At 70.3% G+C, this 20,785-nt stretch carries 28 protein-coding genes; 1 reads left to right on the forward strand and 27 read right to left on the reverse strand.

The window, feature by feature from the left end; all coding sequences use genetic code 11:
• Both M0638_RS24995 and M0638_RS25000 read right to left on the reverse strand, forming a co-directional pair.
• Positions 1 to 378: DUF6950 family protein (locus tag M0638_RS24995; RefSeq protein ID WP_248669681.1), on the reverse strand; the 378-nt coding region annotated here is incomplete at its 3' end.
• 151 nt (positions 379 to 529) lie between these two features.
• On the reverse strand, positions 530 to 1,108 hold the full coding sequence (locus tag M0638_RS25000) for a hypothetical protein (protein WP_248669682.1): 579 nt from the start codon (positions 1,106 to 1,108) through the stop codon (positions 530 to 532).
• Positions 1,109 to 1,526: 418 nt separating this feature from the next.
• Between M0638_RS25000 and M0638_RS25005 the strand changes: the two genes are divergently transcribed.
• Positions 1,527 to 1,682 (forward strand): hypothetical protein, encoded by a 156-nt coding sequence (locus M0638_RS25005; protein WP_248669683.1) that lies wholly within the window; start codon positions 1,527 to 1,529, stop codon positions 1,680 to 1,682.
• 1 nt (position 1,683) lies between these two features.
• Here M0638_RS25005 and M0638_RS25010 read toward each other — a convergent pair whose 3' ends face one another.
• The 25 genes from M0638_RS25010 to M0638_RS25130 all read right to left on the reverse strand — a co-directional run.
• A complete protein-coding gene (locus M0638_RS25010; RefSeq protein ID WP_248669684.1) occupies positions 1,684 to 2,244 on the reverse strand; it encodes a hypothetical protein in 561 nt (186 codons plus the stop codon).
• A complete protein-coding gene (locus tag M0638_RS25015; protein WP_248669685.1) occupies positions 2,241 to 2,477 on the reverse strand; it encodes a hypothetical protein in 237 nt (78 codons plus the stop codon). The genes M0638_RS25010 and M0638_RS25015 overlap by 4 nt, the downstream gene beginning before the upstream one ends.
• A complete protein-coding gene (locus M0638_RS25020; protein WP_248669686.1) occupies positions 2,474 to 3,166 on the reverse strand; it encodes a hypothetical protein in 693 nt (230 codons plus the stop codon). Before M0638_RS25020 ends, M0638_RS25015 begins: the two co-directional genes overlap by 4 nt.
• On the reverse strand, positions 3,166 to 6,666 hold the full coding sequence (locus M0638_RS25025) for a phage tail length tape measure family protein (protein ID WP_248669687.1): 3,501 nt from the start codon (positions 6,664 to 6,666) through the stop codon (positions 3,166 to 3,168). The genes M0638_RS25020 and M0638_RS25025 overlap by 1 nt, the downstream gene beginning before the upstream one ends.
• Before the next feature lie 10 nt (positions 6,667 to 6,676).
• Complete coding sequence (locus M0638_RS25030; protein ID WP_248669688.1) at positions 6,677 to 7,381, reverse strand: DUF6441 family protein; 705 nt, start codon at positions 7,379 to 7,381, stop codon at positions 6,677 to 6,679.
• A gap of 192 nt (positions 7,382 to 7,573) precedes the next feature.
• The gene (locus M0638_RS25035) at positions 7,574 to 8,113 is read right to left on the reverse strand and encodes a hypothetical protein (RefSeq protein WP_248669689.1); all 540 of its coding nucleotides are present in this window, start codon (positions 8,111 to 8,113) and stop codon (positions 7,574 to 7,576) included.
• Between the two features lie 10 nt (positions 8,114 to 8,123).
• Positions 8,124 to 9,074 carry a phage tail tube protein gene (locus M0638_RS25040; RefSeq protein ID WP_248669690.1) on the reverse strand — a complete coding sequence of 317 codons (951 nt, stop codon included), beginning with the start codon at positions 9,072 to 9,074 and terminating at the stop codon, positions 8,124 to 8,126.
• A gap of 27 nt (positions 9,075 to 9,101) precedes the next feature.
• Entirely contained in the window at positions 9,102 to 9,542 is a 441-nt protein-coding gene (locus tag M0638_RS25045) for a hypothetical protein (protein ID WP_248669691.1), read from the reverse strand.
• On the reverse strand, positions 9,539 to 9,850 hold the full coding sequence (locus tag M0638_RS25050; RefSeq protein ID WP_248669692.1) for a head-tail joining protein: 312 nt from the start codon (positions 9,848 to 9,850) through the stop codon (positions 9,539 to 9,541). The genes M0638_RS25045 and M0638_RS25050 overlap by 4 nt, the downstream gene beginning before the upstream one ends.
• Before the next feature lie 3 nt (positions 9,851 to 9,853).
• Positions 9,854 to 10,918 carry a major capsid protein gene (locus M0638_RS25055; RefSeq protein ID WP_248669693.1) on the reverse strand — a complete coding sequence of 355 codons (1,065 nt, stop codon included), beginning with the start codon at positions 10,916 to 10,918 and terminating at the stop codon, positions 9,854 to 9,856.
• A 48-nt stretch (positions 10,919 to 10,966) separates the two neighbouring features.
• The gene (locus tag M0638_RS25060; RefSeq protein WP_248669694.1) at positions 10,967 to 11,350 is read right to left on the reverse strand and encodes a head decoration protein; all 384 of its coding nucleotides are present in this window, start codon (positions 11,348 to 11,350) and stop codon (positions 10,967 to 10,969) included.
• A 3-nt stretch (positions 11,351 to 11,353) separates the two neighbouring features.
• Positions 11,354 to 12,811, reverse strand: coding sequence for a S49 family peptidase (locus tag M0638_RS25065; protein ID WP_248669695.1), 1,458 nt, complete (start codon positions 12,809 to 12,811; stop codon positions 11,354 to 11,356).
• Positions 12,812 to 12,819: 8 nt separating this feature from the next.
• Entirely contained in the window at positions 12,820 to 13,653 is an 834-nt protein-coding gene (locus M0638_RS25070) for a hypothetical protein (protein WP_248669696.1), read from the reverse strand.
• Between the two features lie 2 nt (positions 13,654 to 13,655).
• A complete protein-coding gene (locus M0638_RS25075; RefSeq protein WP_248669697.1) occupies positions 13,656 to 14,060 on the reverse strand; it encodes a hypothetical protein in 405 nt (134 codons plus the stop codon).
• A gap of 26 nt (positions 14,061 to 14,086) precedes the next feature.
• Complete coding sequence (locus M0638_RS25080; RefSeq protein WP_248669698.1) at positions 14,087 to 15,505, reverse strand: phage portal protein; 1,419 nt, start codon at positions 15,503 to 15,505, stop codon at positions 14,087 to 14,089.
• A gap of 138 nt (positions 15,506 to 15,643) precedes the next feature.
• Positions 15,644 to 15,874: a hypothetical protein gene (locus M0638_RS25085; protein WP_248669699.1), complete on the reverse strand. Its 231-nt coding sequence runs from the start codon at positions 15,872 to 15,874 to the stop codon at positions 15,644 to 15,646.
• Positions 15,874 to 17,850 carry a phage terminase large subunit family protein gene (locus M0638_RS25090; protein WP_248669708.1) on the reverse strand — a complete coding sequence of 659 codons (1,977 nt, stop codon included), beginning with the start codon at positions 17,848 to 17,850 and terminating at the stop codon, positions 15,874 to 15,876. The genes M0638_RS25085 and M0638_RS25090 overlap by 1 nt, the downstream gene beginning before the upstream one ends.
• Entirely contained in the window at positions 17,756 to 18,346 is a 591-nt protein-coding gene (locus M0638_RS25095) for a hypothetical protein (protein WP_248669700.1), read from the reverse strand. The genes M0638_RS25090 and M0638_RS25095 overlap by 95 nt, the downstream gene beginning before the upstream one ends.
• A 233-nt stretch (positions 18,347 to 18,579) precedes the next feature.
• A complete protein-coding gene (gene nusG / locus M0638_RS25100) occupies positions 18,580 to 19,353 on the reverse strand; it encodes a transcription termination/antitermination protein NusG (RefSeq protein ID WP_345893070.1) in 774 nt (257 codons plus the stop codon).
• Positions 19,350 to 19,571: a hypothetical protein gene (locus M0638_RS25105; RefSeq protein ID WP_248669702.1), complete on the reverse strand. Its 222-nt coding sequence runs from the start codon at positions 19,569 to 19,571 to the stop codon at positions 19,350 to 19,352. The genes nusG and M0638_RS25105 overlap by 4 nt, the downstream gene beginning before the upstream one ends.
• Complete coding sequence (locus M0638_RS25110) at positions 19,568 to 19,894, reverse strand: hypothetical protein (RefSeq protein WP_248669703.1); 327 nt, start codon at positions 19,892 to 19,894, stop codon at positions 19,568 to 19,570. The genes M0638_RS25105 and M0638_RS25110 overlap by 4 nt, the downstream gene beginning before the upstream one ends.
• Positions 19,891 to 20,160: a DUF7352 domain-containing protein gene (locus tag M0638_RS25115; RefSeq protein WP_248669704.1), complete on the reverse strand. Its 270-nt coding sequence runs from the start codon at positions 20,158 to 20,160 to the stop codon at positions 19,891 to 19,893. The genes M0638_RS25110 and M0638_RS25115 overlap by 4 nt, the downstream gene beginning before the upstream one ends.
• Complete coding sequence (locus tag M0638_RS25120; RefSeq protein ID WP_248669705.1) at positions 20,157 to 20,411, reverse strand: hypothetical protein; 255 nt, start codon at positions 20,409 to 20,411, stop codon at positions 20,157 to 20,159. The genes M0638_RS25115 and M0638_RS25120 overlap by 4 nt, the downstream gene beginning before the upstream one ends.
• Complete coding sequence (locus M0638_RS25125) at positions 20,408 to 20,587, reverse strand: hypothetical protein (protein ID WP_248669706.1); 180 nt, start codon at positions 20,585 to 20,587, stop codon at positions 20,408 to 20,410. The genes M0638_RS25120 and M0638_RS25125 overlap by 4 nt, the downstream gene beginning before the upstream one ends.
• A partial coding sequence (locus M0638_RS25130) for a hypothetical protein (protein ID WP_248669707.1) occupies positions 20,584 to 20,785 on the reverse strand: 202 nt, incomplete at its 5' end. The genes M0638_RS25125 and M0638_RS25130, both read right to left, overlap by 4 nt.

Here is a 20,785-nt window from a genome sequence, read left to right on the forward strand (position 1 = left end):
ACGATGTGTCACGGTCATGGCGGTGGCGCCGTTGCAGATCGCGAGCGCCGGGACGCCGCGCAGCAGCGCCCGGTCGCGCAGCACCAGCAGGTCGCCACGCTGGGCCAGAACGGGCCGCACCTCCTGCATGCCGGCCGCTTGGCACACCTCGGCGCAGGCGGCTTCCAGATCCCGGCCGTAGCTCTCGATCACGTCGCGCGCGTCGGCCTCGCCGTCGTAGCTGCCTCGCCAGTCCCGCCCCAGGTCCGGGCCGCCCATGGCCCGGATGGCGCCGGCGGCGAAGGTGGCGCAGTCGTGGGTGGCCCACTGAAACGGACGCTGCCCGGCCTCGGCGAAGTAGGCCATCAGCCGCTCGGGCCAGTCGGGGCGGCGGGGCATGGCCATCTCCGAAAATGGAAGGGGTGCCCGCGAGGACACCCCTTCACCCTTGCCTCGCCCCGCCGGACCAAGCATCGCCTCGCCTGGCCTGACCTCAGCCGACCTGGACGTGCCAAGCCCGACCCTGGGCTTTGCGGCTCACGCCGCTCAGTTAGGCGACTACCCCCTCAACCAGAAAACGTCCGAACCTGGGGCGCCAGTCGCCGATCCCTATTTGCTCACCTGCCGTCGCCAGGAAGTCACCGACCTCCTTCCTGTTGAGAAGCGACGGGAGGAATTTCACCTCTACAGCGGCATGCCATCCGTCAAATCGTGGGCGCGTTCGCATCACTTTCGCCTGCCCCACCTTCACGGCGACGCGGAGACGAAACCGTTCATCCTGCCAGAGAGCCTTGGGCTCGCGCGGGCCGTCATACTCAAGAATGGCATTCTGCTCCACCAGCAACCCAGCTTTTGCGGCAGGACCGCGCTTCTCCTTCATGGCGCCCTTGATTAAGGCGGCCTCGATCATCTCTGCCGGAATGCAAGGCGCACCGCCGCTGATGTAAAGACCGCCAAAAAACTCGCGGCGCGCCATTTCTACATGATCGGCGTCCGTCTTTTTCCGCTTCTTAGTGACTTCGGCGATGCTCTGCGAAAACGGGTTCAGCGGGTCCGCGAGCTGGCCGTTGTGCATCAACAACGGCGCAACTCCGGTGATCTTGAAGCTCAGGGTCTCGTAGGCGCTCACAGGCAACCTCCGCGACCGGTGTTATTCTGGCCACCTCGCTGGCCGTCAGGCTGCTGGCGGCATACTTCGATGCTCTCTGCCGCGAGGTGATGCTGTCGTGGCATGTCACGCAAAGGGTCGTCAGCGCGTCCAGGCAGTCCTGCTCCCATGCTCCGCGGGGTGGATACCGCCGGTGATGTACCTCCAATCTGTCCGGGGTGTCGCACACCCGGCAGCGATCGCCGTCGCGCGCCAATGCCTGCTGACGCAACGCTCGCCACGCTGGCGAAGCGATGTACTCCTCGTAGGTCATGGTCAATCCGTCTCATGAACCGCCCTCGCGGCACCCCGCCGTTAGGCGTATAGTGATATCACTGACAACCGTTGTCAGCGATATCACTTTGATCCATCATGGGCTATGGCCGTGAACCCCGAGACGATGATCAGGAAGCTCGTCACCCTGCCGCGCGAGATGCTGGCAGAGGTGGCTGAGTATCGGTTTGGCAATCAAGTCAAAAGCGAGAGCGAAGCCTTCCGGCAATTGATCCGAGCTGGTCTGGAAGCGACGAAGAAGAAGCGGCAGCCGGCTGGCTAGTTCAGCCGTTTTTGCCCCAGCGTATTTCTTGGTTTTGAAGCGAAGCGACGTAAGCAAACCCCAAATCATTTGGGTATTCGTCCTGCTGATCCCTGTCCGTGTATCTCCGCACCCGGGCCCGCTCCAGATCGGCCAGCCGGCTCTCCACCGTCAGGCTGATCGTGGCCGTCTCGCCCTCGGCCCAGCTCATCACGTCCATCCGGCCGCCGAGGGCCTGCACCGGGTCACCGAGCAGGCCGCCGGCGTCGTCCAGCAGCGCCAGCCAGATGCGCCCGGCTCGGCCCTGCCAGTCAACCACCATGGCGTGGTCGATCAGCTCCGACGGCACGCCGGACAGGCTCAGCGTGGTGCCGGCGGCGCGCGTCTCGGTCGTCTCCTCCACCTCGCCCACGCCCATCAGGGTGCCGGCACCGGTGAAGGTCATGTTGCCCCAGACGAAATCCCCGATGCCCGACCACAGCCGCAGCGGGTCGGGGGCGAAATCCAGCTCGACCAGCACGGCGAGGTGGACGACGGGCGCGGAGGCGGCCGTGGAGACGGCGGTGGCGAGGGGGCGGGTCACGGCGCCACGCGCTCCCGGATTTCGACCGCGCCGGCCACCTCCTCGACCGCGAAGGCGCCCACCAGCCGGCCGTCGGCGCCGATCCGCCAGAACCAGAGCCGGCCGGCCTCCTCGTCGGCGGTGACCACGGCCCGGCCGGTCTCCCGGCCCTGCGCCACGCCGTCCAGCAGCACGTCGAACCGGGCCGCATCGGCACGAAAGCCGGGATCGTCCCGGCGCGTGGACAGTCTCATGGCAGGCTCTCCAGCAGGGAGATGGTGTAGCTGCTGAATAGGCCCGGCTCCGTGCGGTTGGCGCCCTGGCCGTTGTCCGCCAGCCGGAACCGCGCCGGCGGCCGTTCCAGCACCAGCGGTGTGCCGGCGGCGGCGGCGTAGCGCAGACGGGGGCGGATTTTCAGGCTGCACCGCCCCAGCGCGTCCGTGCCGGCGGCGTAGAGGTTCATGTAGAGGCGACCGTTGATGCCCACGTAGTCGCCGGGCAGCAGTACCGTCTCGCTGATCCCCCAGCCCTCGGTGGCGAGGGTGTCGGTCCCCTTCGCCGCCGCGGCGGCAAGCTGCGGCGCGCCGAGGGGCACCAGGTCGAGGAACGCGGTGCCGTCCGAGAAGGCGGTGCCGTCGGTGAAGCGCGTGTTCACCGGCTCACCGCCGACCGAGCCCGTGCCCTGCGGCCGTGGCCGGCGGAAATCCCACACCCGGACCTCGCCGCCCGAGCCGTCCAGTTCCGCCAGCAGCGCGTCGAGCCGGCCGGCCACCCAGCGGTTGCGCTTCTCGAACGTCAGGTCGCACCGCCAGCGGGCGCCGTCGCGCACGATCACCTGCGAGGCGCGGTTCAGCGGCGACATGCTGGTGGCGGTGTTCGCCTCCAGCCAGAAGGTGGCGCTGGACGGCCGCAGGTCGGTCGGCCAGTCGAGCAGGGCGGGCATCAGCGCCCCCTCACGGCCCGGCTGAACCCGCCGCCGCGCTGCGACGCCTCGGCCACCGCCGCCTTCGCCAGCATCGGAATCTGCGCCCGGAGCTGATCGATCTCGCGCGGCCCGGCGCCGCGAGCGTCGATGTTGAGGTGCAGCGCCACCGGCTCCTGCGACTGCTGCTGCCCGGCCTGCATCCCGGCGCCGAGCGCCGCCATCTGGCCCTTCGTGAACACGCCCTCGCCCTGCCGCAGGATCGCCGGCACCTCGTCACCCGCCACGCCGCCGGTGTGGTAGCGCGGGGCCTCGCGGAACACCGACCACGGCACCGTGCGCATGCTGGTCCACTCGGAGCCGGCGATGCCGCCGGTGTGGTTGGTGGTGACCGAGCCAGCCGCGCTCCAAATGGTTCCGCCCGCGCTGGCAGCGCCGCCAGTGCCGTTGATCAGCTTCCCGATGATCCCGCCCACGTCGCTCAGGGTGGTCGAGTTGCCGCCGAACAGGGCGTTCTTCAGCGGGTTCAGCACGGACAGCTTCAGGATTTCCTGCGCCACCTCGGAGATGATGCCCTTGGTGACGGTGCCCCAGTTCACCGCCGCGTCCTTGCCCTGGGTGAACGCCTCGGTCAGCGCCGAGCCCACGCGGTTGAACACCTGATCCCCGAAGCCGGCCACCTCTTGGAGCGCGGCGGACTGCCGGTTCAGCGCGTTGGTCTGGTCGGTGATCTGGACGGCCCGGTCGATGTAGGCCTGCCGCATCTCGGGCGAGTAGTTCTTGCCCTCCAACTCCTGCTCGGCCCGCAGCGTCGCCAGCCGGCGGTCGCGCTCGGCCGTGTCGGTGCCGATCAGGCTGGCCTGGAGGCGCAGGGTCGCGAGCGTGTTGTCCTGGCCGCGCACCTGCTGCCGGAGGGCGTTGTCGTTCTGCTTCTGCGTCAGAGCGTCGTACTTCGCCGCCAGCGCGTCCACCGCCGCACCTTCGGCCTGGGTGCCGGCCACGCCGGACTTGCGGACCTCGGTGATGGCGCGTTCGCGGTTCTGCGCGCGCTCGACGGCCGCGCCGCCCTGCTCGTAGGCTGCGGCGATCTTGTCCTGCGCCGTGATCTGCAAGTCGATCCCACGCACCGTCTGGGCGTAGGCGCCATTCAGGCGCGCGAGGGTCGCGGCCGTCACCTCCTGGCGCTGGGCGGCAGTGAGTTGCTGCTGCCCGTCGCGCTTCGCCGCCTCGGTCGCCTGCTGGATCGCCTGCGCGATCTCCCGCTGCGGTCCCTCGGCCTGCTGCTGGACGGCCGCCGACCTCTGCTGCGCCTCGATCCACTGCTGGTAGGCCGAGGTGGCGCCCTCGGCCTCGGCGCGAATGCGGGCGATGCCCTGCTGGATGATCTGCTGCTCGGCCGGGGTCGCGCTCGGCAGCGCGCCCTGCATGCGGCTGATCGTCGTGGCGTAGGCCGCCTGGCGCTCGGACCGAAGCTGCGAGGTGCCGCCGGCAGGCATGTCGCCCGCCGCGAGCTGGCCGCGCGACATGCGTAGAGCGAACTCGACCGCCTCACGGGACGCGGCCGACGCGGCGGCGGTGGCGGTCGCCGTGACAGCCGGAAGCGTGGCGGCTCCGCCCGCCGGCGGCGCCGCTGAGGGCGCCGAGCCGGGCACCACCTGCACCGGCACCGGCGCGGCCGCGCTTCCACCCGCGAGGCCCGCTCCCCGGTTGTAGAAGGTCCGCGCCGGCGGGTTGTCGCCGAGGGTGTAGGAGCCCGGCTCGCGGCCGGCGCGCAGGTCGGCGATGAACTCCTGGAGCGCAACCGGGCTGAAGTGCCCGACATAGTCCAGGCCCTCGCGGCTGAGCGGCTGCCCGCCCACCGTCCGATTCTCGCGGAGGATGCCGCTGCGGTCGATCACCTCGTTGATCCGACGGAGGCGCTCCGTCATCGCCGCATTCTGGGCGTCGAGGTTGGCGTCGAACTGGCTCTGATTCATCGGCGCGAAGCCGGGCACCGTCACTGTGCCGCGCCAGCGGAAGCCCTGACTGCTCAGACTCTCACCCGGCGCGGGCTGGTACATGCCCATGTCCGCCAGCGCGGCGGTGCCGAACTGGTACCGGCCGGTGTAGCCGAGCTGGTTCACGCCGCTGGTGCGGCCGCTGTTTTCGTAGAAGCCGATGCGGTCCATGGCCGACGAGCCGGCGCCGGGTGCGCCAACGGCCGCGCCGTCCAGCCCGAGTTGCCGCCTGATCCAGCCGCCAGCCGCCATGCCATCGGCCATGGGGTTGGCGTTGCTGAGGGTGGACAGGAAGCGCCCCAGGCCGCTGTCGCTCAGCCCGCGGGCGAGGTCCGTCGCTTGCCGCAGGAAGTCGAGGAAGTCCTTCCCTTGCTGGGCGAGGCCGGGGCCGATGCCTTCCCAGAGGCTGTTGAACGACTTGTTCAGGCCATCCATCGCCCGCTGCATCGGGCTCATGTCGTTGGACGCGCCCTGGATGACCTTCCTCAGCGCCTCCATCTGGACGTTGAAAGCGCCGGCGCGGTCGCCCGCCAGCAGCAGCCGCTCGACGTTCTGCCGCAGGGCCTGGTCGAAGCCGGGGACGTGCCGCTCGGCCATCTCCTGGAACAGCGCCATCGGGTCCCGCAGGCCGCGCGTCATGCTGGTCAGCGCCGACTGGAAGTCGCCGTCGATCGTCTTGCTCAGGTCGAGCACGTCCTGCGTGAAGCGGCGCACCTGGGCATCCGACAGGCTCGGCTGGACCTGGAGGATCGCCGCCTGCGCGGCCTGGGCATCGGAGCGGTCCAGGCCAGGGGTCTGCGCCGCCTGCGTCCGCGCGCTCTCGGCGATGCGCTGGGCGAGGCCGGCGTAGTCCGAGGTGTAGAGGCGCAGGCTGTTGCGCAGCGTGCTCAGGCGGCGCTCGGAGGCTTCGGTCGCCACCGCCACGGCGCCGATGCCGCCCGCCACCAGCCCGATCCCGACGTTCAGCGGCGTCAGGCCGGCCCGCAGCAGCGTCATGGCGCTGGTCAGGCCGCCCACGGCACCGATCGCCTGCGGCGCCTGCTGCACGAACGGCCGAAAGAACCCGCCGCCCGAGGCGATCTGAACTGCGAAATCCTGGAACTGGAAGCCGAGGTTCTGAATTTGGTCGCCGCGCAGCTTGACCGCGCCGCCCGCCTTGTTGGCGTCGGCCTCCGCTTCCCGATACCGCTGCCGCAGGACATTCAACGCATCCGCCTGCTGCCGGGTGATCGTGATGCCCTTGGCCTGGGCGTCCGCGTGCAGCTTCTCGGCCGCCTGGAGGCGCTGGAACGCCGCGGCGACCGGATCGACCGAGGCCGTCAGCCGCCCCAGCGCGGCGTTGATACGGTCCACGTCCTTCTGCGTGGCATCGGCCGACTTGCCGCTCTGCCGCAGCGCCGCATCGAAGGAGTTGAAGGCGCGCTTCGCCTCTTCCGACGACCCGGCGATACCCGACAGCACGTTCTTGATGTCGTCGGCGCCCTCGGCGCGCAGCCGCAGAACGAAGGCGCGATCGCCGGCCATGCTCGTCCTCTCAGGTCTGGTTGCCGGTCAGGCGCGCCGCGGCGGCCTGCACGAGCGCCGGTAGGCGGTCGGCCCAGCCCTGCGCGATCTGCTCGGGGCTGATCTTCTTCGGCATCACGGCCTGGCGGATCAGCCAGAACATGACCTTGAGCCGCCCCTGCGGCTTCCTGCCGCGGCGGCGCTTCCCCTTGCCGGCGGCAGGCTCCGGCCCGACCACCGCGAGCGCGCCCATGGCCGCTGGGAAGATACGCCGGCCGCCGCGCCCCTTGCCGGGGATGAAAGTCAGCCGCTTGCCGGTCCGCGCCTCGACCTGCCGCGGCGTCATGCGCTGGTTCTGCGCCAGCCGCGGCACGGCGGCGGTCGGGATCGCCAGCGCCTTGCCCGCCTTGGGCACGATGGTGGCGCCCTGCGACAGCACCTGGAGGATGTCGCCGGCCGAGTAGGTGGCATAGACCTCAGCCGAAGATCGCGGCGACACGGTGCCGTAGACCTTCGGGTACACCCGCGCGCGCACCGCGTTGCCGAGCATGGTCCCGCCGCCGCGCATCGCCTTGCTCTGGACGACGGCATTCACCTGCGAGCGGAGGTCGGTCTTGAGGCCCTTCTCCCAGGCTTCAACCATCCCCTCGGTCACGGCCGTCGCGAGGTTCCGGCCGATCGCCTCCGTCCACTCCGCCGGCTTGCCCTCCAGCGTCGCGCTGAACCTGACGGTCATCGGCGATCCCCTGCATGATGCCGTCGGCGCACGCGATCAGCAGTGGTGCGGCGACGGAGCGCGGCACGTCCAGGGCCTCGGCCAGGGCCAGCGCGCCAGCCATGTCCACCGAAGCCCCCCCGAAGCCGTCAGGACGCACCGCGGCCTCTGCCGCCTGACGGCACGCCTCGCCCGCCTCGGTGCGGGGCAGGTTCACTCGGGCTGGGCAGTCTCCGCAGCCGACTGCGGCTCCGGCTCCGGTATCGTCTCCGCTGGCGCAGCCTCGGCAGTAGCGGGCGCCTCCTCCGTAGCGGTATCGGAGGAGCGCCCGGAGCCTTCCCCCTCGAAGAACGCCGGCGTCAGGGTCGCAAAATAGGCTTCGAGGAAGGGGCGCATCAGCGAGGGATCGGTCGCGATCGCCACCGCATTGTCGTGGGTGTAGGGCACCGGCGCGCCGGCCTCGTCCACCACGCCCTCCCACGCCAGGATGCCATGGCGGCCGAGGTGTTCGGCCTTCGCCCACTCCAGCCGCGCCGCGACGAAGTCGGTGTTCAGCACGTTGAGGTCGCGCGGGTCGAGCGGCGCGCCGGCCCGGGCCGCTTCGCCCGCCTGCTTGGCCTCCTCCTGCAACGCGATCTCGCCGGCGTTGCGCGCCGTCACCAGGAACACGCCGCTGAGGGGGCGGACCCTGATCCTGACCCCGTGGGGCAGTTCCAGCCACCGGGGCTCGGTCGATGCGGTCAAGCGGAACATCGGCGCCTCCTCAGTACCCAGCCACGGCGTTCTTCAGCGTGACCTGCATGAGCGTCCCGCTGCTACCGTTGTTGGACGCGCGCCACGTCATCGCGAGGTCGATCCCGCCGGGGCCGTTCACCGGAATGCCCGGGCGCGACAGGAACACGCGCGGGAAGAGGAAGGTCAGCGACTTCGTGCCCGAGATGGTGTAGCTGTATTCGAGCGAGGCCGGCGTGTTCGAGACGGCCTGGTCGATCAGCGTCCCGTCGCTGAACCGAACCGTCAGGTTGCCCTCCGCCGTCGCCTGTCCGAAGTCCACGCCCTCCAGCCGGTCATCGGAGCGGATGGTGCGCACCGGCTCCATGTTGTTGCTGAAGTTCAGCGTGCCCGCCGTGACGCGGCCCAGCGTGGTGCCGTTCATCTTGATGGCGCCCTGCTTCTTCAGGAAGCGGGTGAAGCCGGCCGCGAGGGTCGGCGTGCCGGCGGCCGTCGTCGTGGTCTTGGTCTCGCCGGTCCCGAGCAGGCCGAACGTCGCATCCGCCGCGCCGCTGGGCGAGAAGTCGAGTTGCAGCGTGTTCGCCCGGACGCCGGTGTACTGGAAGAACTGCGCGACGTCCGGAAACGCCTTCTCGAAGCTGTCCGTCGGCAGGCCGGTGGCGCCCGAGCTGAACACGTGCGTCATGTCGGTCGTGCCGGTCGTGACCGGCGAGGCGAGCAGCAGCTTGAGCCACGTGCCGAAGTTCACGAGATCGACCGGGACGCGCGCGTTGCCCTGGACGGTGAGCACGTCGAGGAACGGGTCGGACGCGTCGCGGCCGGCGTTGGCCGAAAGGATCTGGTCCGACTGGAGTTCCTGCGCGCCGGAAAGCTCGAAGGTGTAGGCCGGCAACTGGCTGAAATTGCCGGTGGCAAGCACGCCTTCGCTGGCCTCCTGCTTGGCGAGCAGGCGGAAGTTGGACCCCTGTGCGCCCACAGGCATGGCGGTATCCTCCGGACGAGGGTTGGATCAGCCCAGCGGGCTGGTTGCGGAATAGAAAAGCTGGAGCGGGACCTGCGCGGCCTGGAACGGCGGCAGGGGCACGTCCTGGCCGCCGAGCGGCTCGGTCTGCGTGACGGTGGTGAATGTCGGATCGCCGATCAGCCAGCCGTCGATGGCGCCGCCGAGGGTCGGATCGACAGCGTAGGCGTCCACAATGGCGCCCAGCGCGGCGTCGAGGTCGGCAGGCTGGTACGCTGCGACCGTCACCTCCGGCTGGAGGGTGATGCAGTAGGAGAGCGGCGACAGAACCGCCTCGCTCTCCACGGCGCCGGCGCCGATGACGATCAGCGACGCCTGCTGCGGCAGGGCGTCGGCGTTGCCGTCGTCGCGCTGCACGTCGCAGCCGGCCGGTGCCTGCGCCTGGATCGCGGCGAGCAGCCCGGCGAGCGCCGCCTCGCGGGTGCTCATTGGCAGAACAGCCGCCAGCACAGGCGCAGTTCGTCCTGGCCGAACTGGTAGACCCGCAGCATCTCGCCGCCGACAGCGAGCGTGGCGTTCTTCACCGGCGGCCCCGGCAGCGCGGCCTTCAGCACCTCGAACACGGCGATGCTTTGTGCCACGGGGGAGCCGCTGCCGGACGTGTCCGTGTCGAGGTTGGCGCGCACCACGCGCACCGGCGTCGCGACCCCACCGGGCGCCGTGTACACGGCCGCCACGGACAGGTTCGGATCGCGATGCAGCACGCCGACCATCGCCGTGAAGGCGTCGGCCGGCATGGCTCAGCTCATCGCCAGCCGGCGCAGCGCCAGCGGCCGGGTGCAGGCAAACAGCGGGTTGGACTCGAACTCCGCCACCAAGCGCCTGTCGTTCTGCCGATCCGAGGGGCGCAGCAGGTACACCGGCAGGCCGACGGCCGTGACCGCCTGGAAGGTGGCAGCAGGCGCATAGTAGGTCTGGAACAGGCCGGGCACGCCCTCGGGATAGAGCCGCGCCTCGTTGGTGGGGATCGCCACCGTCGAGCCGTCGTCGGTGCCGCGATAGTTCACCCAGATCATGTTGCCGTAGGCCACCGCCGCGTAGGGCGTGCTCTCCGAGATCGCCTCGGCGGCGTCCTGGCTTTCGAGCGAGCCCAACTTCTTGGCGGCGACGTACTCCTTGTTCGTCACCACGGCGTCGAAAAAGTTGTCGCCGCAGAGGACCATGAGCCGCATGCCGGCGGAGGCCATGTTGGTCAGCGCGCCCACCACGCCGCGCTTGATGCCGAGGGCAGCCTTGACGAACAGGCCGCTGTCCTCGGTGAAGGTCGAGAACGGCAGAGTGATCGCCGCCGGCCGGGAGATTCCGAAGAAGCTGAAGAAGTCGTAGAGCACCGTGGCGTTGTCCGCGTCGTAGATCACGCCGTCGATGAGGCCGAGGAGGAAGTGCTCCATGGTCAGCGCCCACTCGGTCTTCACGCCGAAGGGGCCGTCCACCTTGTTCATGAGCAGCGACTGGATTGTCGCCGCCGCATCGGAGGACATCGGCATGCGGTTCAGCGCCGTCAGCAGTTCGTCGGCGCCAAGCTGCACCTCGCGGGAGAAGTGGTACGACGGCAGCACGCGCAGTGTGCTAGTCGGCCGCGCGACCTGGCTCGGCGGGGCGCCGCGAGGCGAGGACGCCAGCATACGCAGCCCGCCGTTCTGCGCCTCGAAGGCGGCGGTGGTGGTGGTGATGCCCTGCGCCGGTGCGATGTTGCGGCCGCTCAGAAAGGTCGGCACGTAGGGCGCTTGGTTGTTCACCATCGAGGTGAGAGTGACGCTGTTGAAGGCGTCGCCGGAGAAGATGTCCGGGATCGTTACGGGCATAGATGCTCTCCTGCCTATGCCCTCACCGGGCCGGCGAGCTGGGGTCGATCAGGAACGGAGGATGATGCCGGCGGCCGCGAGCGACGCCGTGGCGGTGGCCTTCTGGTTGTCGGTGATGCCCGACGGCCAGGTGAGCTGCAGCGCGTTGGCGCTCATGTCGCGCACGTGCAGCGTCGCGCGGAGGTCGCCGTTGCTCAGCGCGTCGCCGTAGCCGAAGTAGATCGCGGCGGCGTTCTGGCTGCCATCGGAGGCGGCCGGCGCCAGGATGGTGTACTTGCCCGAGCCGGTGATCTTGCCGAGCACGGTGCCAGGGCGGTACGCGGCGGCGACGCCACCGGCGATGATGCCGACGTCGCGGGAGCGGTTGTCGCTCTCCTCTCCGACGATGTAGCCCCCGGGATAGCCGGGGTTGACGACGACAGTGGTCGGCATGGCTCAGTGCCCCTTGCTGGCGCGCGGGCCGCGCGCGTTCATGCGCCCGTAGATCGCGGCCGGATCGAGCGTCCCGGTCGCCGCCTTCGGCGTCCCAGCCCGGTTGCCGGTGTCGGTGCGCCGCGCGCCGTCGGCCTCGGCCTTGGCGGTGTGCGCGACCGTGGCGAACACCTCGGCCGGGCAGCCACCGGCGATCGCCTGCGCGGCCGCCACCTGCATGCCGAGGGTCTGGCCGGTCTTGGCGATGGTCTGGGCGCGGACGATGTCCGCCTTGACCTCGGTCATGGAGGCGCCACGCCGTAGCAACCCGGCGATCAGCTCGGGGTGGCCGGCGGTGGCGCAGGCATCGGCCAACGCGCCGGCGGGAGCCGCCTGCGCCAGCCGCGCCGGCTCAACCACTGGCTGATCGGGGGAGGGCGGCGGGTGGATGCCACCGCCGGGGATGTCGTCGGCAGGGGCGGCCGGATCCTCGGGCGGGCTCTCCGGCACCGGCGGGGAAGGCGGGACCTGGGGCGGCGTCTCCGGCTCGGCCGGCGCTTCCGGCTGGGCGTCGTCCTCCGGCGCCGCGTCGGACGCCTTGGCCTTCCCTGCCTGGAGCCGGCCGCGGCGAGCGGCCGCGCTCAGCGAGGCGCCGACTGGCGCCGTCGTGGTGGCGAGTGCCATGATGGCCTCCTCGTTGGTTGCGATTGTGTCGGCGAGGCCCGCGTCGATCGCGTCCTGCCCGCGGAAGACGGCCGCCTCAGTGCCGCGCACGGCGGCAACGGACAGACCGCGATTGGCCGCCACGACCGCGCAGAAGCGGCTGTAGTCGGCATCCACCTCGGCCTGCCATTTGTCCCGCACGTCGTCAGGCAGCGGCTCGGTCGGGTTGCCGTCGATCTTTTGGGCGCCGGCATAGACGTAGGTGATCGCGACGCCCTGCTTCTCCATGGCGCGCGACAGGTCGGTGTGATAGGCGACGACGCCGATCGAGCCGGCATAGGCGCTCTGACCGATCAGGATCCGGTCGGCCGCCGAGGCGATGGCATAGGCGGCGGAGCAGGCAAGCTGGTTGACGCTCGCCCAGATCGGCTTCGCGCCGCGCTGTCCGGCCAGCCACTCGGCGAAGTCGAGGCACCCGGCGGCCTCGCCGCCCGGGCTGTCGATGTCGAGCATCAGCGAACCGACGCGCGGGTCCGTCAGCGCCGTGCTCACCTGATCCTGCAGCGCCTGGTAGCTGGTCAGGCCGCTCATCGCGTCCATCCAGGAGCCGCGGTGGATCAGCTCCCCGACCACGGGGATGATCGCCATGTCGCCGACCTGCGTGTACTCGCGCGGGTCGCGCGCCACCGGCGCGCCATCTTCGTCGTAGCCATCGAGCCGCGAGCCCGGTAGCAAGGCGCCGAGCACCGCCGCGCCGGCGGCAGGGGTGATCATCTGCGGCCGGTTGAGCAACCGGCGCAGGAACCGCTCATGTCGCATGGGGTGTCCTACTGAACCGGTTGCTGTGACGCCGGCACCAGCCGGTAACGGCTTTGCTTCATGCCCAAAGCTGGATCGCCGCGCGTATGCTCCGGCACGACGACTACCTTGTAGATTTCACCTGTGTCTTTCCGCCGATACCTTCTCTCATGGCGACGGACCCAGTGCTGGCAACGGCGGCCAGTGTGGCCGTGCCACTTGGGGTCTTCTGCTCGCTCTGGCGGCGGCCACACCAACTTGATCTCACTCACGGCACGAAGCGGATAGGCGCCCACCGCGCCGATTTTCTTCACCAGCTTTCGCGCTTCATTCCAACCAGCATGCCGGGTGGTTTTGATATAGGTCCCAGGGGTGGACATCACGCCGAGGAGGAAAGCTATGTGTTCTCGAAGGTCGGCCCATTTCTTCTCTACATCAAACGATGAGGAGGCCGCCCTTTCCATATCACGAGCAGAGAACGTGGGCGCAGATGCAGCGAGGGAACCATCCTCGACGCACTGAACGAACCCCCAGAATATGAGCAGATCGTCCATTTTAGCACCAAGATGCTTGGTAAGAACGGCGAACACTGGACGACCGTCAGTGTCTCCATCTCGAATTAGAGCGATCCCCACCCTGCTGCCGTCAGTCTCTTCCCATTCGAACCATGTCCGATCCGAGGGGGCGAACTTTGCTGGGAAGCTTTCGACAGGCACTGGGTTGATTTCCCAGTGGCGGATGACCTCGGTCATATCAAAAGGATGAAGACCGGAAAGAAATTCCCAGCGGGATCGAAAATACCGCGCGCCATTCTCTGTGATCGCTGATCCTCGTTCAGCGATGTGGTCGAGAATAGGCGTCATCGTCAGGCCGCAATCCGCGCCACCGCCGGCTGATAAAGCGCGAGCAAGCCACCCTTCGGAACCCACCCTGCGGTGTCCAGCCACTCCGCGACAACGCACTCGCCCCTGGTGATGATGGCGACACCGCTCTGGCGGCGCTCGCGGAACAGGAGCGCAGCGACCGCACAGCTCGCACGCCACGCCACGACAGGCTCCCATGCGGCCATCTCGCGCATGGCGCGCAGCCGCAGGATGCCCTCCCGGTCGAAACCGGGCTCGCTGCGCCACGGGATCAGGTTGCGGGTGGCAGAAGGCGTGACCTCACCAGCGCGGATCATCCGCGTCAGGTCGTCGGAGGCCCAGCCGCTCGCGGCCGCCGCGGCATTGACGCCGAGAAGGCTCCATTGCGTCCGGAGCCAGTTGAACATGTGCCTCATCGCCATTCTCCCGAGCCTCAGCCTGGCTGGTGGCCGTCCGCCGGCGCGTCCGGCTCCGCAGAGGCCGCCGCGATCGTGCCCGGCGCCTGGAACGCGATCCCGAGGCTCTGCTCGCGCTCCTGGTCCTGCTGCCGCTGCGCGTCGATCACCTCGATGTCGTCGCCGCGCGCCGCGATGGCCGCCTGCCGTGATGTCAGGCCGAGCGACAACTCCTCGCCGATCGCCTGCACGTCTTGCACGGGATTTAGGTACTCCCACCGCTCCGGGTTCCACTCGACCCGGTAGAGGTCCGCGTCGCCCACCGACTTCGGCACCTTCAGCGCGCCGCTGCTCACCGCGTAGCCGACGAAGCGGTTCCAGATCGGCACGTTGAACTGCGCCGCGACGAGCCCCCACTGCCACTGCCGCACGGTGCGCTTGAACGAGATCAGCGCGGCGCGGAACGTCCGGTCGTTGGCGTTCTTCCAGTCGCCGGTCAGCTCCTCATAGAGCGTGTTCGTGCCGGCGGCGATCGCCCGGTAGTGCGAGGCCAGGAACGCCTCGTAGTTGTTGCCCACGTCGCCCGGCGTCAGGAACTCGATGTCCTCGTTGGGGCCGAGGTACTGGACGGTGCCCGGCTCCATCTCGACCGAGGGCAGCTCGCCGAGCGCCTCTTGCACATTGCCCCATTGCGCGGCCATCTCGGCCGGGTCGGCGCCACCCTCGACCGACTTCTTGACGAAGGCAACGACGGCGGCCGCCATCTGCTTCCGGAGTAGTTCCGCGTCCTGGTACTGCGCGACCTGGTGCAGCGTCGTGATCGCCGAGGCGAGCCACGGCAGGCCGCGCATCTGCCCGGCCCGGGTGACGTTGTAGAGGTGCGCCACGTCCTCGGCCGGGATTGGCCTTGGCAGGTTGTCCAGCGTGGCCGCGCCGCCGATCCACTCCTCCGGGTGCTGTGGATAGGTCCAGTAGGCGACCCGCCGACCGACCGCGTCCCGCTCGATCCCCTGCGCCACCGCGTTGGTGCCGTTCGGGGTGCTGTAGTCCAGCGGGACCATCTCGGTCGGCAGGATTTGCAGTTGCAGCGGCACCGGCAGGCCGTCGCTCAGGAAGCGGGCCCGTAGCCGGCAGAATGCCTCGCCAGCCTCGACCATCTCGGTCACGGCGAGGTTCTGGAGGCCGTAGAAGTCGAGCAGCCCGTCCGAATCCGCCACCGCCGTCCAGTCGGACCAGAGCTGCGTCAGGGCCTCGCGGACCTTCTTGTTGCTGCACAGGGAGCGCGGCACGATCCCGGTGCCGACCGTGTGGGTCGCGATCAGGTTGATGGCCCGGCTGGCGTGCGGCACGTTCCGGCGCAGGTCGCGCGAGCGGCGCAGCAGGTCCGGCCCGTTCAGTTGCACGATGGCGTTGGGGCCGGTGTTCGGCGGCCGCCAGCCCCGCAGGCGCCGCGACATGCTGGCCGCCTGGAACGCCGTCGATGGCGCTGCCGGCTGCCCGACGGGCGCGCCGAGCGGGGCGGTGTCCATCCGTGCCCGCGACGAGCCCGCCTGCACACGCCACCGGCGCGGCCCGATCTGCACGGGGGGCATAGGTCAGTAGCCCGAGCGGACCGAGCCGACGAAGGCGCGGCGCATGGCGGGGACAGTGCCGGCCGTGGCCGCCGCAGCGTCGACATCCCGCTGCATCAGGTTCAGCTTCGCCAGCGCGTCTGCAGGCGACAGGTAGACGACGCTGCGACCGCTGCTGTCCCGCACCGTGCCGGCGGCGCCGGCGGCGGCGATCGCCTGCTTCAGCGCGTCGATGTCGGCCTGGGTGAAAGGCATCAGCGTCCAAGCCTCGACATGTAGGAGGAGCGGCCGACCCGGCGGATCGGCATCCTCGGCTTCTGCGGTGCGGGCGGCGGCTCGGGGGGAGCCGCTGGCGGGGGCCCATCGCCGTCGGGAGCCGGCTCGGGCGCCTCGGGCGTCGCGTCGAGCGGCAGGCCCAACTCATCCGCCAGCGTCGCCCACTGCGCCGGGCGCCACCGATCCAGGCCGACCAGCGAGTGCATCGCCCTAGCGTACTTCCAGCCGTCCAGCGCCTCCGTGGCATGGGCCTGCTTCCACTCGCCCTTCGCCTCGATCCACTGGTCGCCGACGAGCTGCTTGCAGAACTCCTCCGACGCCTCGGTGCTGAGGTGCACGTAGCCGGCGGGGTAGGGGCACCCGGCTGCGCGCTCCGCATCGGTCGGCGGATCAAGATTCAGCAGCCCGTACAGTTCGAGCGTGATGACGTGGCCGCCGACCAGCCCGAGGCGCTGGCCTCGCTTCCGCGGGCCGCCCCGCGCGGCCGCCTCGCGGACGCTCGACCAGGCGAAGACCGGCGCGGCGAGCGTCGACGCGCCCTTGACCGGCACCACCAGCGCCGGGTGCCGCCGTGCCCACGCCTCGGCTTGCAGCGTCGCGAATCCGGTGTCCACCGCGCAGCGGGCCAGCCGCAATTCCGCGCCCGCCTCATGCCGCCATGTCTGCTGCACCCACTCCGTGGCCGCGGCCCACACGGCGCTCTCGTAGGGGTTGCCGTGGATCACGTGGTGCTCGACCAGCCATGATTGCCGGTCGCGACCCCAGGCCCAGGCGAAGCACTCCAGGCGCCCGGGGCTTTTCTGCACGTCGATGCCGCCGGTCAGCACGAGGCCGCCGTTCGGCACGATGCCCGGCGGCCGGTCTTCGCGGCGATCGTAGAGCCGGCGCCAAGGCGGCGCCTCGCCGCGCTCCTCCCACGGCTCGCCGAGGGCGGTGTTGATCCAGACCCGCAGCGTCTCCGGCCGATCCTTTGCGGCGAGGAAGTCCGCGGCCGTTTCCGCCAGGCGGCGCCAAGGGCTGTACAACTCGCTGAGGTGGAAGCCTGCCGCCGCGACGCCCGGCGCCTCAGCGCGCCATTCGCCCCGTGTGACGGCTCGCCACCGCTCCGCATCGCTCCATCCGGCACCGCACGCCTCACAGTGGTAGGCGGCGCTCTCCGGATCGTCCCGGTCCCAGCGCACCTGCGCCCACTTCAGCGTTTGCGGCCGATCGCAATGCGGGCACGACACCCAAAACCGCCGGCGGTCGCTCTGCCGCCATGCCGTCTCGATCCTGCTCGACCCCGCAATGGTCGGCGTGCTGACCAGCACCACCTTCCGGTTCCAGAAGGTGGTCGTCCGCTTCCGTGCCAGCGCGACCGGATCGCCCTCGGCGCCAGCACTCGGTGGGTAGCGGTCCACCTCGTCGCAGAACAGCACCCGGATCGGGCGCGACGCCAGCGATGCCGGGCTGTTGGCGCCGGCGATAGTGATGTGGCCGCCGGGGAAGACCTTGTGCCGGAGCCCGTTCGTGCCGTCCCGCGACTTCGGGTCCGACACCCGTCCGCGGAAGCAGGCGCTGTCCCGCAGCATCGGCGCCAGGCGGTCCTTCGACCACGCCTCGCCCATCTCGATCGATGGCTGCAGCACGAGGATCGGCGCCGGATCCTGATGGACGTGGAACCCGACCAGGTTCAATCCGAACTCGGTCTTGCCGACCTGAGCACTCGACATGACCACGACCGTCTCCACGGTCGGGTCGCTGATGGCGTCCATGATGCCGCGCTGGTACTCCGCACGGCCAGTGCTCCACTTGCCTGGCTCGGCGCTCGCCTCGGCGCTCAGGAACCGGAACCGATCGGCCCACTCGCTGACCGTCAGCCTAGGAGGCGGCGCCCACCTCCGCGCTATCCGGCCCGCCGCCGCCAGTGCGGCCCGCGCGCTGCTTCGCGCGGTCGAGGACGGCTTGGGCGACACGATCGGCGGCGAGTTCGCCGCAGCACTCATGCGCCAACTCCGTCATCTTGCCCCGGATTTCGGGGAGCGTGGTCAGCCCCACCACCGCCGGCGCACCCTTTGTCGGCATCGCCAGCACTTTGGCGCGCGCTGCATCGACCATGGCGCCGACCACAACCTCCATATCCTCCGCCAGCACCGCCTCGCCGCGCATCTGCTCGTTCAGCATCTCACGGTGCTCGGCCTGGGCCGTCAGCAGGCGGATGCGGGCCTCATCCAGTCCTTCTGCGGCAGCCGAGCCGCCCGCCGAACCACGACCGGCAGCAGGGCGCAGGAGTAGGGCATAGGCCGGCCCCGCCTCGAAGAGGTCGAACCGCCCATTAGGCAGGCCAGGGATGCGGCCTTGGTCGCGAAGCTCGCGGATGCGGCGCTCGCCAACCCCGAAAATCCGGCCCAAGTCGGCGGCCGAGACCAAAAATCTCTCGTTCGCCTGCTCGGCGGCGGTACCCTTTGGCATGTTTCGTGCCTAGCGATCTCGGGCGCCTTTGCCACCCGTGTTTGTTCGAGGCCCCAGGGGCCCCACCGCGTCGGCCGGGGACAGACGACCCATTTAGGCCATGGTTCCTACGGCTTCGGCCCCGTCCGCCCTGGCGTCGGCCGCCCGAAAAGCCGCCGGGGCGGTGAGGCCCCGGCGTAGTTTCGGGAGGAAACGTCCAGGCCGCCCGGCCGAAGGCCCCGCCGGGCTGGGGATCACAGAGCCTGCACCTCGGACCGCTCGACCTGCACCTCCTGCGGGGCGCCGAACATGTCGAGCAGCAGGGTGATGCGCCTGTGGGTGGCCATCCGGGCGATGCCGTGCAGATCGGCAAACGGCCCGGAGGTGATCTTGACGCGCTGGCCAGGCTCGACGGCCGGCAGGTAGGTGACGGGGACGCGGGCGCCGTGGGCTTCCTGCCGGGCGCGAGCCTCGGAGCGGTGGCGCTCGGCGGCGGTGCGATCGTCCCAGACGCCATCGCCGAGCCGGCCCTGCGCTCGCAGGTAGGCGATTGCCCTGTCCGGAACCGAGATCGGCACCTCGCCGGCGCCCATCATCAGCCAGTCCACGCTCTCCAGGTTGAACAGCGCCCGCCAGCGGTCACGGTGGCGATCGAACTGGACGAACAGGTAGCGCGGGAACAGAGGCTCGATGACGTCGCGCGGCTCGCGCTTCCCGCCCGGCTGGCGCAGCTTCCGCTGCTGCATCACGAGCGGGCAGTAGGGGCGAAGGCCGAGGCGGCTGATCTCCAGCACGGCCCGAAATTCTGCCTTGGAATGGGTCTTGACGCAGTACCAGAGCGCGTCGCTCGATGGTCCAGGCGTGCCGACAGAGCGCGGTCCGCTCGGTCCACCCCAAGCGTCCTCACTCTGTGCCCGCAAAATAGGCACCGGCACGGCCCCCGTCAACGGTTTCGTGCGGGCGATGATTTCCAGGTCGGTGGGAGGGGGCGGGGCGGCGGGTGCGGGACGGCGGGCGTGAGCCATCATCGCTTCCCCTCCACATCCCGCCTGTCGTGGATCCAGCTCCGCGCATCTGCCACGCACGGAAACGGCCCGGCGACCGGGTTCGCGGCGTCGGCGCCGCGGCAGACGATCCAGCCAGCGATGGTGCCGATGGGACGGTACTCGGCTGGCTCGGCCTCGCGGCGGGTGAGCGACCCCGGCAGCGGGGCGTACACGGTCAGGTCAGGCTCGCGGCGGCTCATACGCCCCTCCCGTGGAAATCGGCGCCCGACCACTGCCTCGGGCCGAGGCCGGCGGGCCGGGCCTGCTGCTGCCCGCGCGCTGCCATCGCCTCGGCGTGGCGCAGGTCGTTGGCGGCGAGGTCGCGGGCCATGCGGGCGTGGCGCTGGTCGCGTTCGTCGGTGGCTTCGGCGAGGGCTGTCTCGCTCGCCGTGAGCAGGGCCTGGAGCGTGGCGATGCGGGCAGCCGCCACGCACGGCAGGCTGGTGCCGGCGTTCGGGCAACGCGGCGCGACGGGCGGGAGCGGGGCGCCGGCGGCGCCGGCGATGCCGGTGGGGTGGGTCATTGGCCGCGCTCCTCGAACACGTGGAACACTAGCGCGCCGCCGGCCAGCAGGGCGGTGCCGACGAACCGCAGCGACAGCCCGGCGGGGATGGCGTGGCCTGTGCCGAACGCCCGGAAACGGCGCGTCTCCACCGGCCGCTCTGGGTTGACCAGCGCCCACAGGCAGACCTCGCCGCCCTGCGCCGCGACGTGCAGCAGCTCGGCACCCTCCGGCATGCTGATCGTGCACTTCGGCGTCAGGACGAACTTCCAGACGGCGCGGCTCATGGGGAAGCCTCCCCGCCCCCGGGCTGCTGCATGCGCGGGTCCCAGGGCGTGGGCTCGGGCGGCGGGGTGCCCTGCTTGGCCGGCACCACCGCGAAGCCGGCCTCGGCGAGGGCGCGGAGGATGAAATCGGCGTCGTTGCGGTAGTTGTGCCATTGCGGTCCGAGCCCGGCGACCACCTCGTCCGGATCGTCGTTCCACGGGTATACGCACATGGCCCTCGCCACCGCCTCGACGGCCTGCTCGCGGGTCATCGCCCGTTCTCCTTCGCGTCCTGCCCGGCGAGTGCGTCGAAGGCGGCGGCGATGCGGCGGTAGCTGTCGGCCTGGAGGCGCATCCCGTCCGCGGCGGCGTGGGTGGAGGTGCCGGCCTGGGCCGTGAGGGTGTCGGCCTCGTCGCGCATCACCCGCGCCAACTGCTGCGGGGTCATGGCGTCACCCCCACATGCCCCGCACGCGGCCTGCGCTGCCCGCCCAGCCCGGTCTGGCTGCCGTCCGGTGGTGCGGCAGCGGCCTGGGGCTCTGGCGGGCTGCTGTGTGGCTCCTGGCAGGTGGCGTTGTGGCGGCGGATCCAGGCGCGGAATGAGCGGATCTCCACGCGCCATTCGCCGCGGGCGCCATGCGTGTCA

The organism is Roseomonas acroporae, from assembly GCF_023223525.1.
GTDB lineage: Bacteria > Pseudomonadota > Alphaproteobacteria > Acetobacterales > Acetobacteraceae > Roseomonas_E > Roseomonas_E acroporae.

What these genes read in the sequence shown, in the direction of transcription:
- M0638_RS25005 (WP_248669683.1), top strand. Translation starts at nt 1,527, where the DNA reads ATGATCAGGAAGCTCGTCACCCTGCCGCGCGAGATGCTGGCAGAGGTG.
- M0638_RS25015 (WP_248669685.1), bottom strand. Translation starts at nt 2,477, where the DNA reads ATGAGACTGTCCACGCGCCGGGACGATCCCGGCTTTCGTGCCGATGCG.
- M0638_RS25020 (WP_248669686.1), bottom strand. Translation starts at nt 3,166, where the DNA reads ATGCCCGCCCTGCTCGACTGGCCGACCGACCTGCGGCCGTCCAGCGCC.
- M0638_RS25025 (WP_248669687.1), bottom strand. Translation starts at nt 6,666, where the DNA reads ATGGCCGGCGATCGCGCCTTCGTTCTGCGGCTGCGCGCCGAGGGCGCC.
- M0638_RS25030 (WP_248669688.1), bottom strand. Translation starts at nt 7,381, where the DNA reads ATGACCGTCAGGTTCAGCGCGACGCTGGAGGGCAAGCCGGCGGAGTGG.
- M0638_RS25035 (WP_248669689.1), bottom strand. Translation starts at nt 8,113, where the DNA reads ATGTTCCGCTTGACCGCATCGACCGAGCCCCGGTGGCTGGAACTGCCC.
- M0638_RS25040 (WP_248669690.1), bottom strand. Translation starts at nt 9,074, where the DNA reads ATGCCTGTGGGCGCACAGGGGTCCAACTTCCGCCTGCTCGCCAAGCAG.
- M0638_RS25045 (WP_248669691.1), bottom strand. Translation starts at nt 9,542, where the DNA reads ATGAGCACCCGCGAGGCGGCGCTCGCCGGGCTGCTCGCCGCGATCCAG.
- M0638_RS25050 (WP_248669692.1), bottom strand. Translation starts at nt 9,850, where the DNA reads ATGCCGGCCGACGCCTTCACGGCGATGGTCGGCGTGCTGCATCGCGAT.
- M0638_RS25055 (WP_248669693.1), bottom strand. Translation starts at nt 10,918, where the DNA reads ATGCCCGTAACGATCCCGGACATCTTCTCCGGCGACGCCTTCAACAGC.
- M0638_RS25060 (WP_248669694.1), bottom strand. Translation starts at nt 11,350, where the DNA reads ATGCCGACCACTGTCGTCGTCAACCCCGGCTATCCCGGGGGCTACATC.
- M0638_RS25065 (WP_248669695.1), bottom strand. Translation starts at nt 12,811, where the DNA reads ATGCGACATGAGCGGTTCCTGCGCCGGTTGCTCAACCGGCCGCAGATG.
- M0638_RS25070 (WP_248669696.1), bottom strand. Translation starts at nt 13,653, where the DNA reads ATGACGCCTATTCTCGACCACATCGCTGAACGAGGATCAGCGATCACA.
- M0638_RS25075 (WP_248669697.1), bottom strand. Translation starts at nt 14,060, where the DNA reads ATGTTCAACTGGCTCCGGACGCAATGGAGCCTTCTCGGCGTCAATGCC.
- M0638_RS25080 (WP_248669698.1), bottom strand. Translation starts at nt 15,505, where the DNA reads ATGTCGCGGCGCCTGCGGGGCTGGCGGCCGCCGAACACCGGCCCCAAC.
- M0638_RS25085 (WP_248669699.1), bottom strand. Translation starts at nt 15,874, where the DNA reads ATGCCTTTCACCCAGGCCGACATCGACGCGCTGAAGCAGGCGATCGCC.
- M0638_RS25095 (WP_248669700.1), bottom strand. Translation starts at nt 18,346, where the DNA reads ATGCCAAAGGGTACCGCCGCCGAGCAGGCGAACGAGAGATTTTTGGTC.
- nusG (WP_345893070.1), bottom strand. Translation starts at nt 19,353, where the DNA reads ATGATGGCTCACGCCCGCCGTCCCGCACCCGCCGCCCCGCCCCCTCCC.
- M0638_RS25105 (WP_248669702.1), bottom strand. Translation starts at nt 19,571, where the DNA reads ATGAGCCGCCGCGAGCCTGACCTGACCGTGTACGCCCCGCTGCCGGGG.
- M0638_RS25110 (WP_248669703.1), bottom strand. Translation starts at nt 19,894, where the DNA reads ATGACCCACCCCACCGGCATCGCCGGCGCCGCCGGCGCCCCGCTCCCG.
- M0638_RS25115 (WP_248669704.1), bottom strand. Translation starts at nt 20,160, where the DNA reads ATGAGCCGCGCCGTCTGGAAGTTCGTCCTGACGCCGAAGTGCACGATC.
- M0638_RS25120 (WP_248669705.1), bottom strand. Translation starts at nt 20,411, where the DNA reads ATGACCCGCGAGCAGGCCGTCGAGGCGGTGGCGAGGGCCATGTGCGTA.
- M0638_RS25125 (WP_248669706.1), bottom strand. Translation starts at nt 20,587, where the DNA reads ATGACCCCGCAGCAGTTGGCGCGGGTGATGCGCGACGAGGCCGACACC.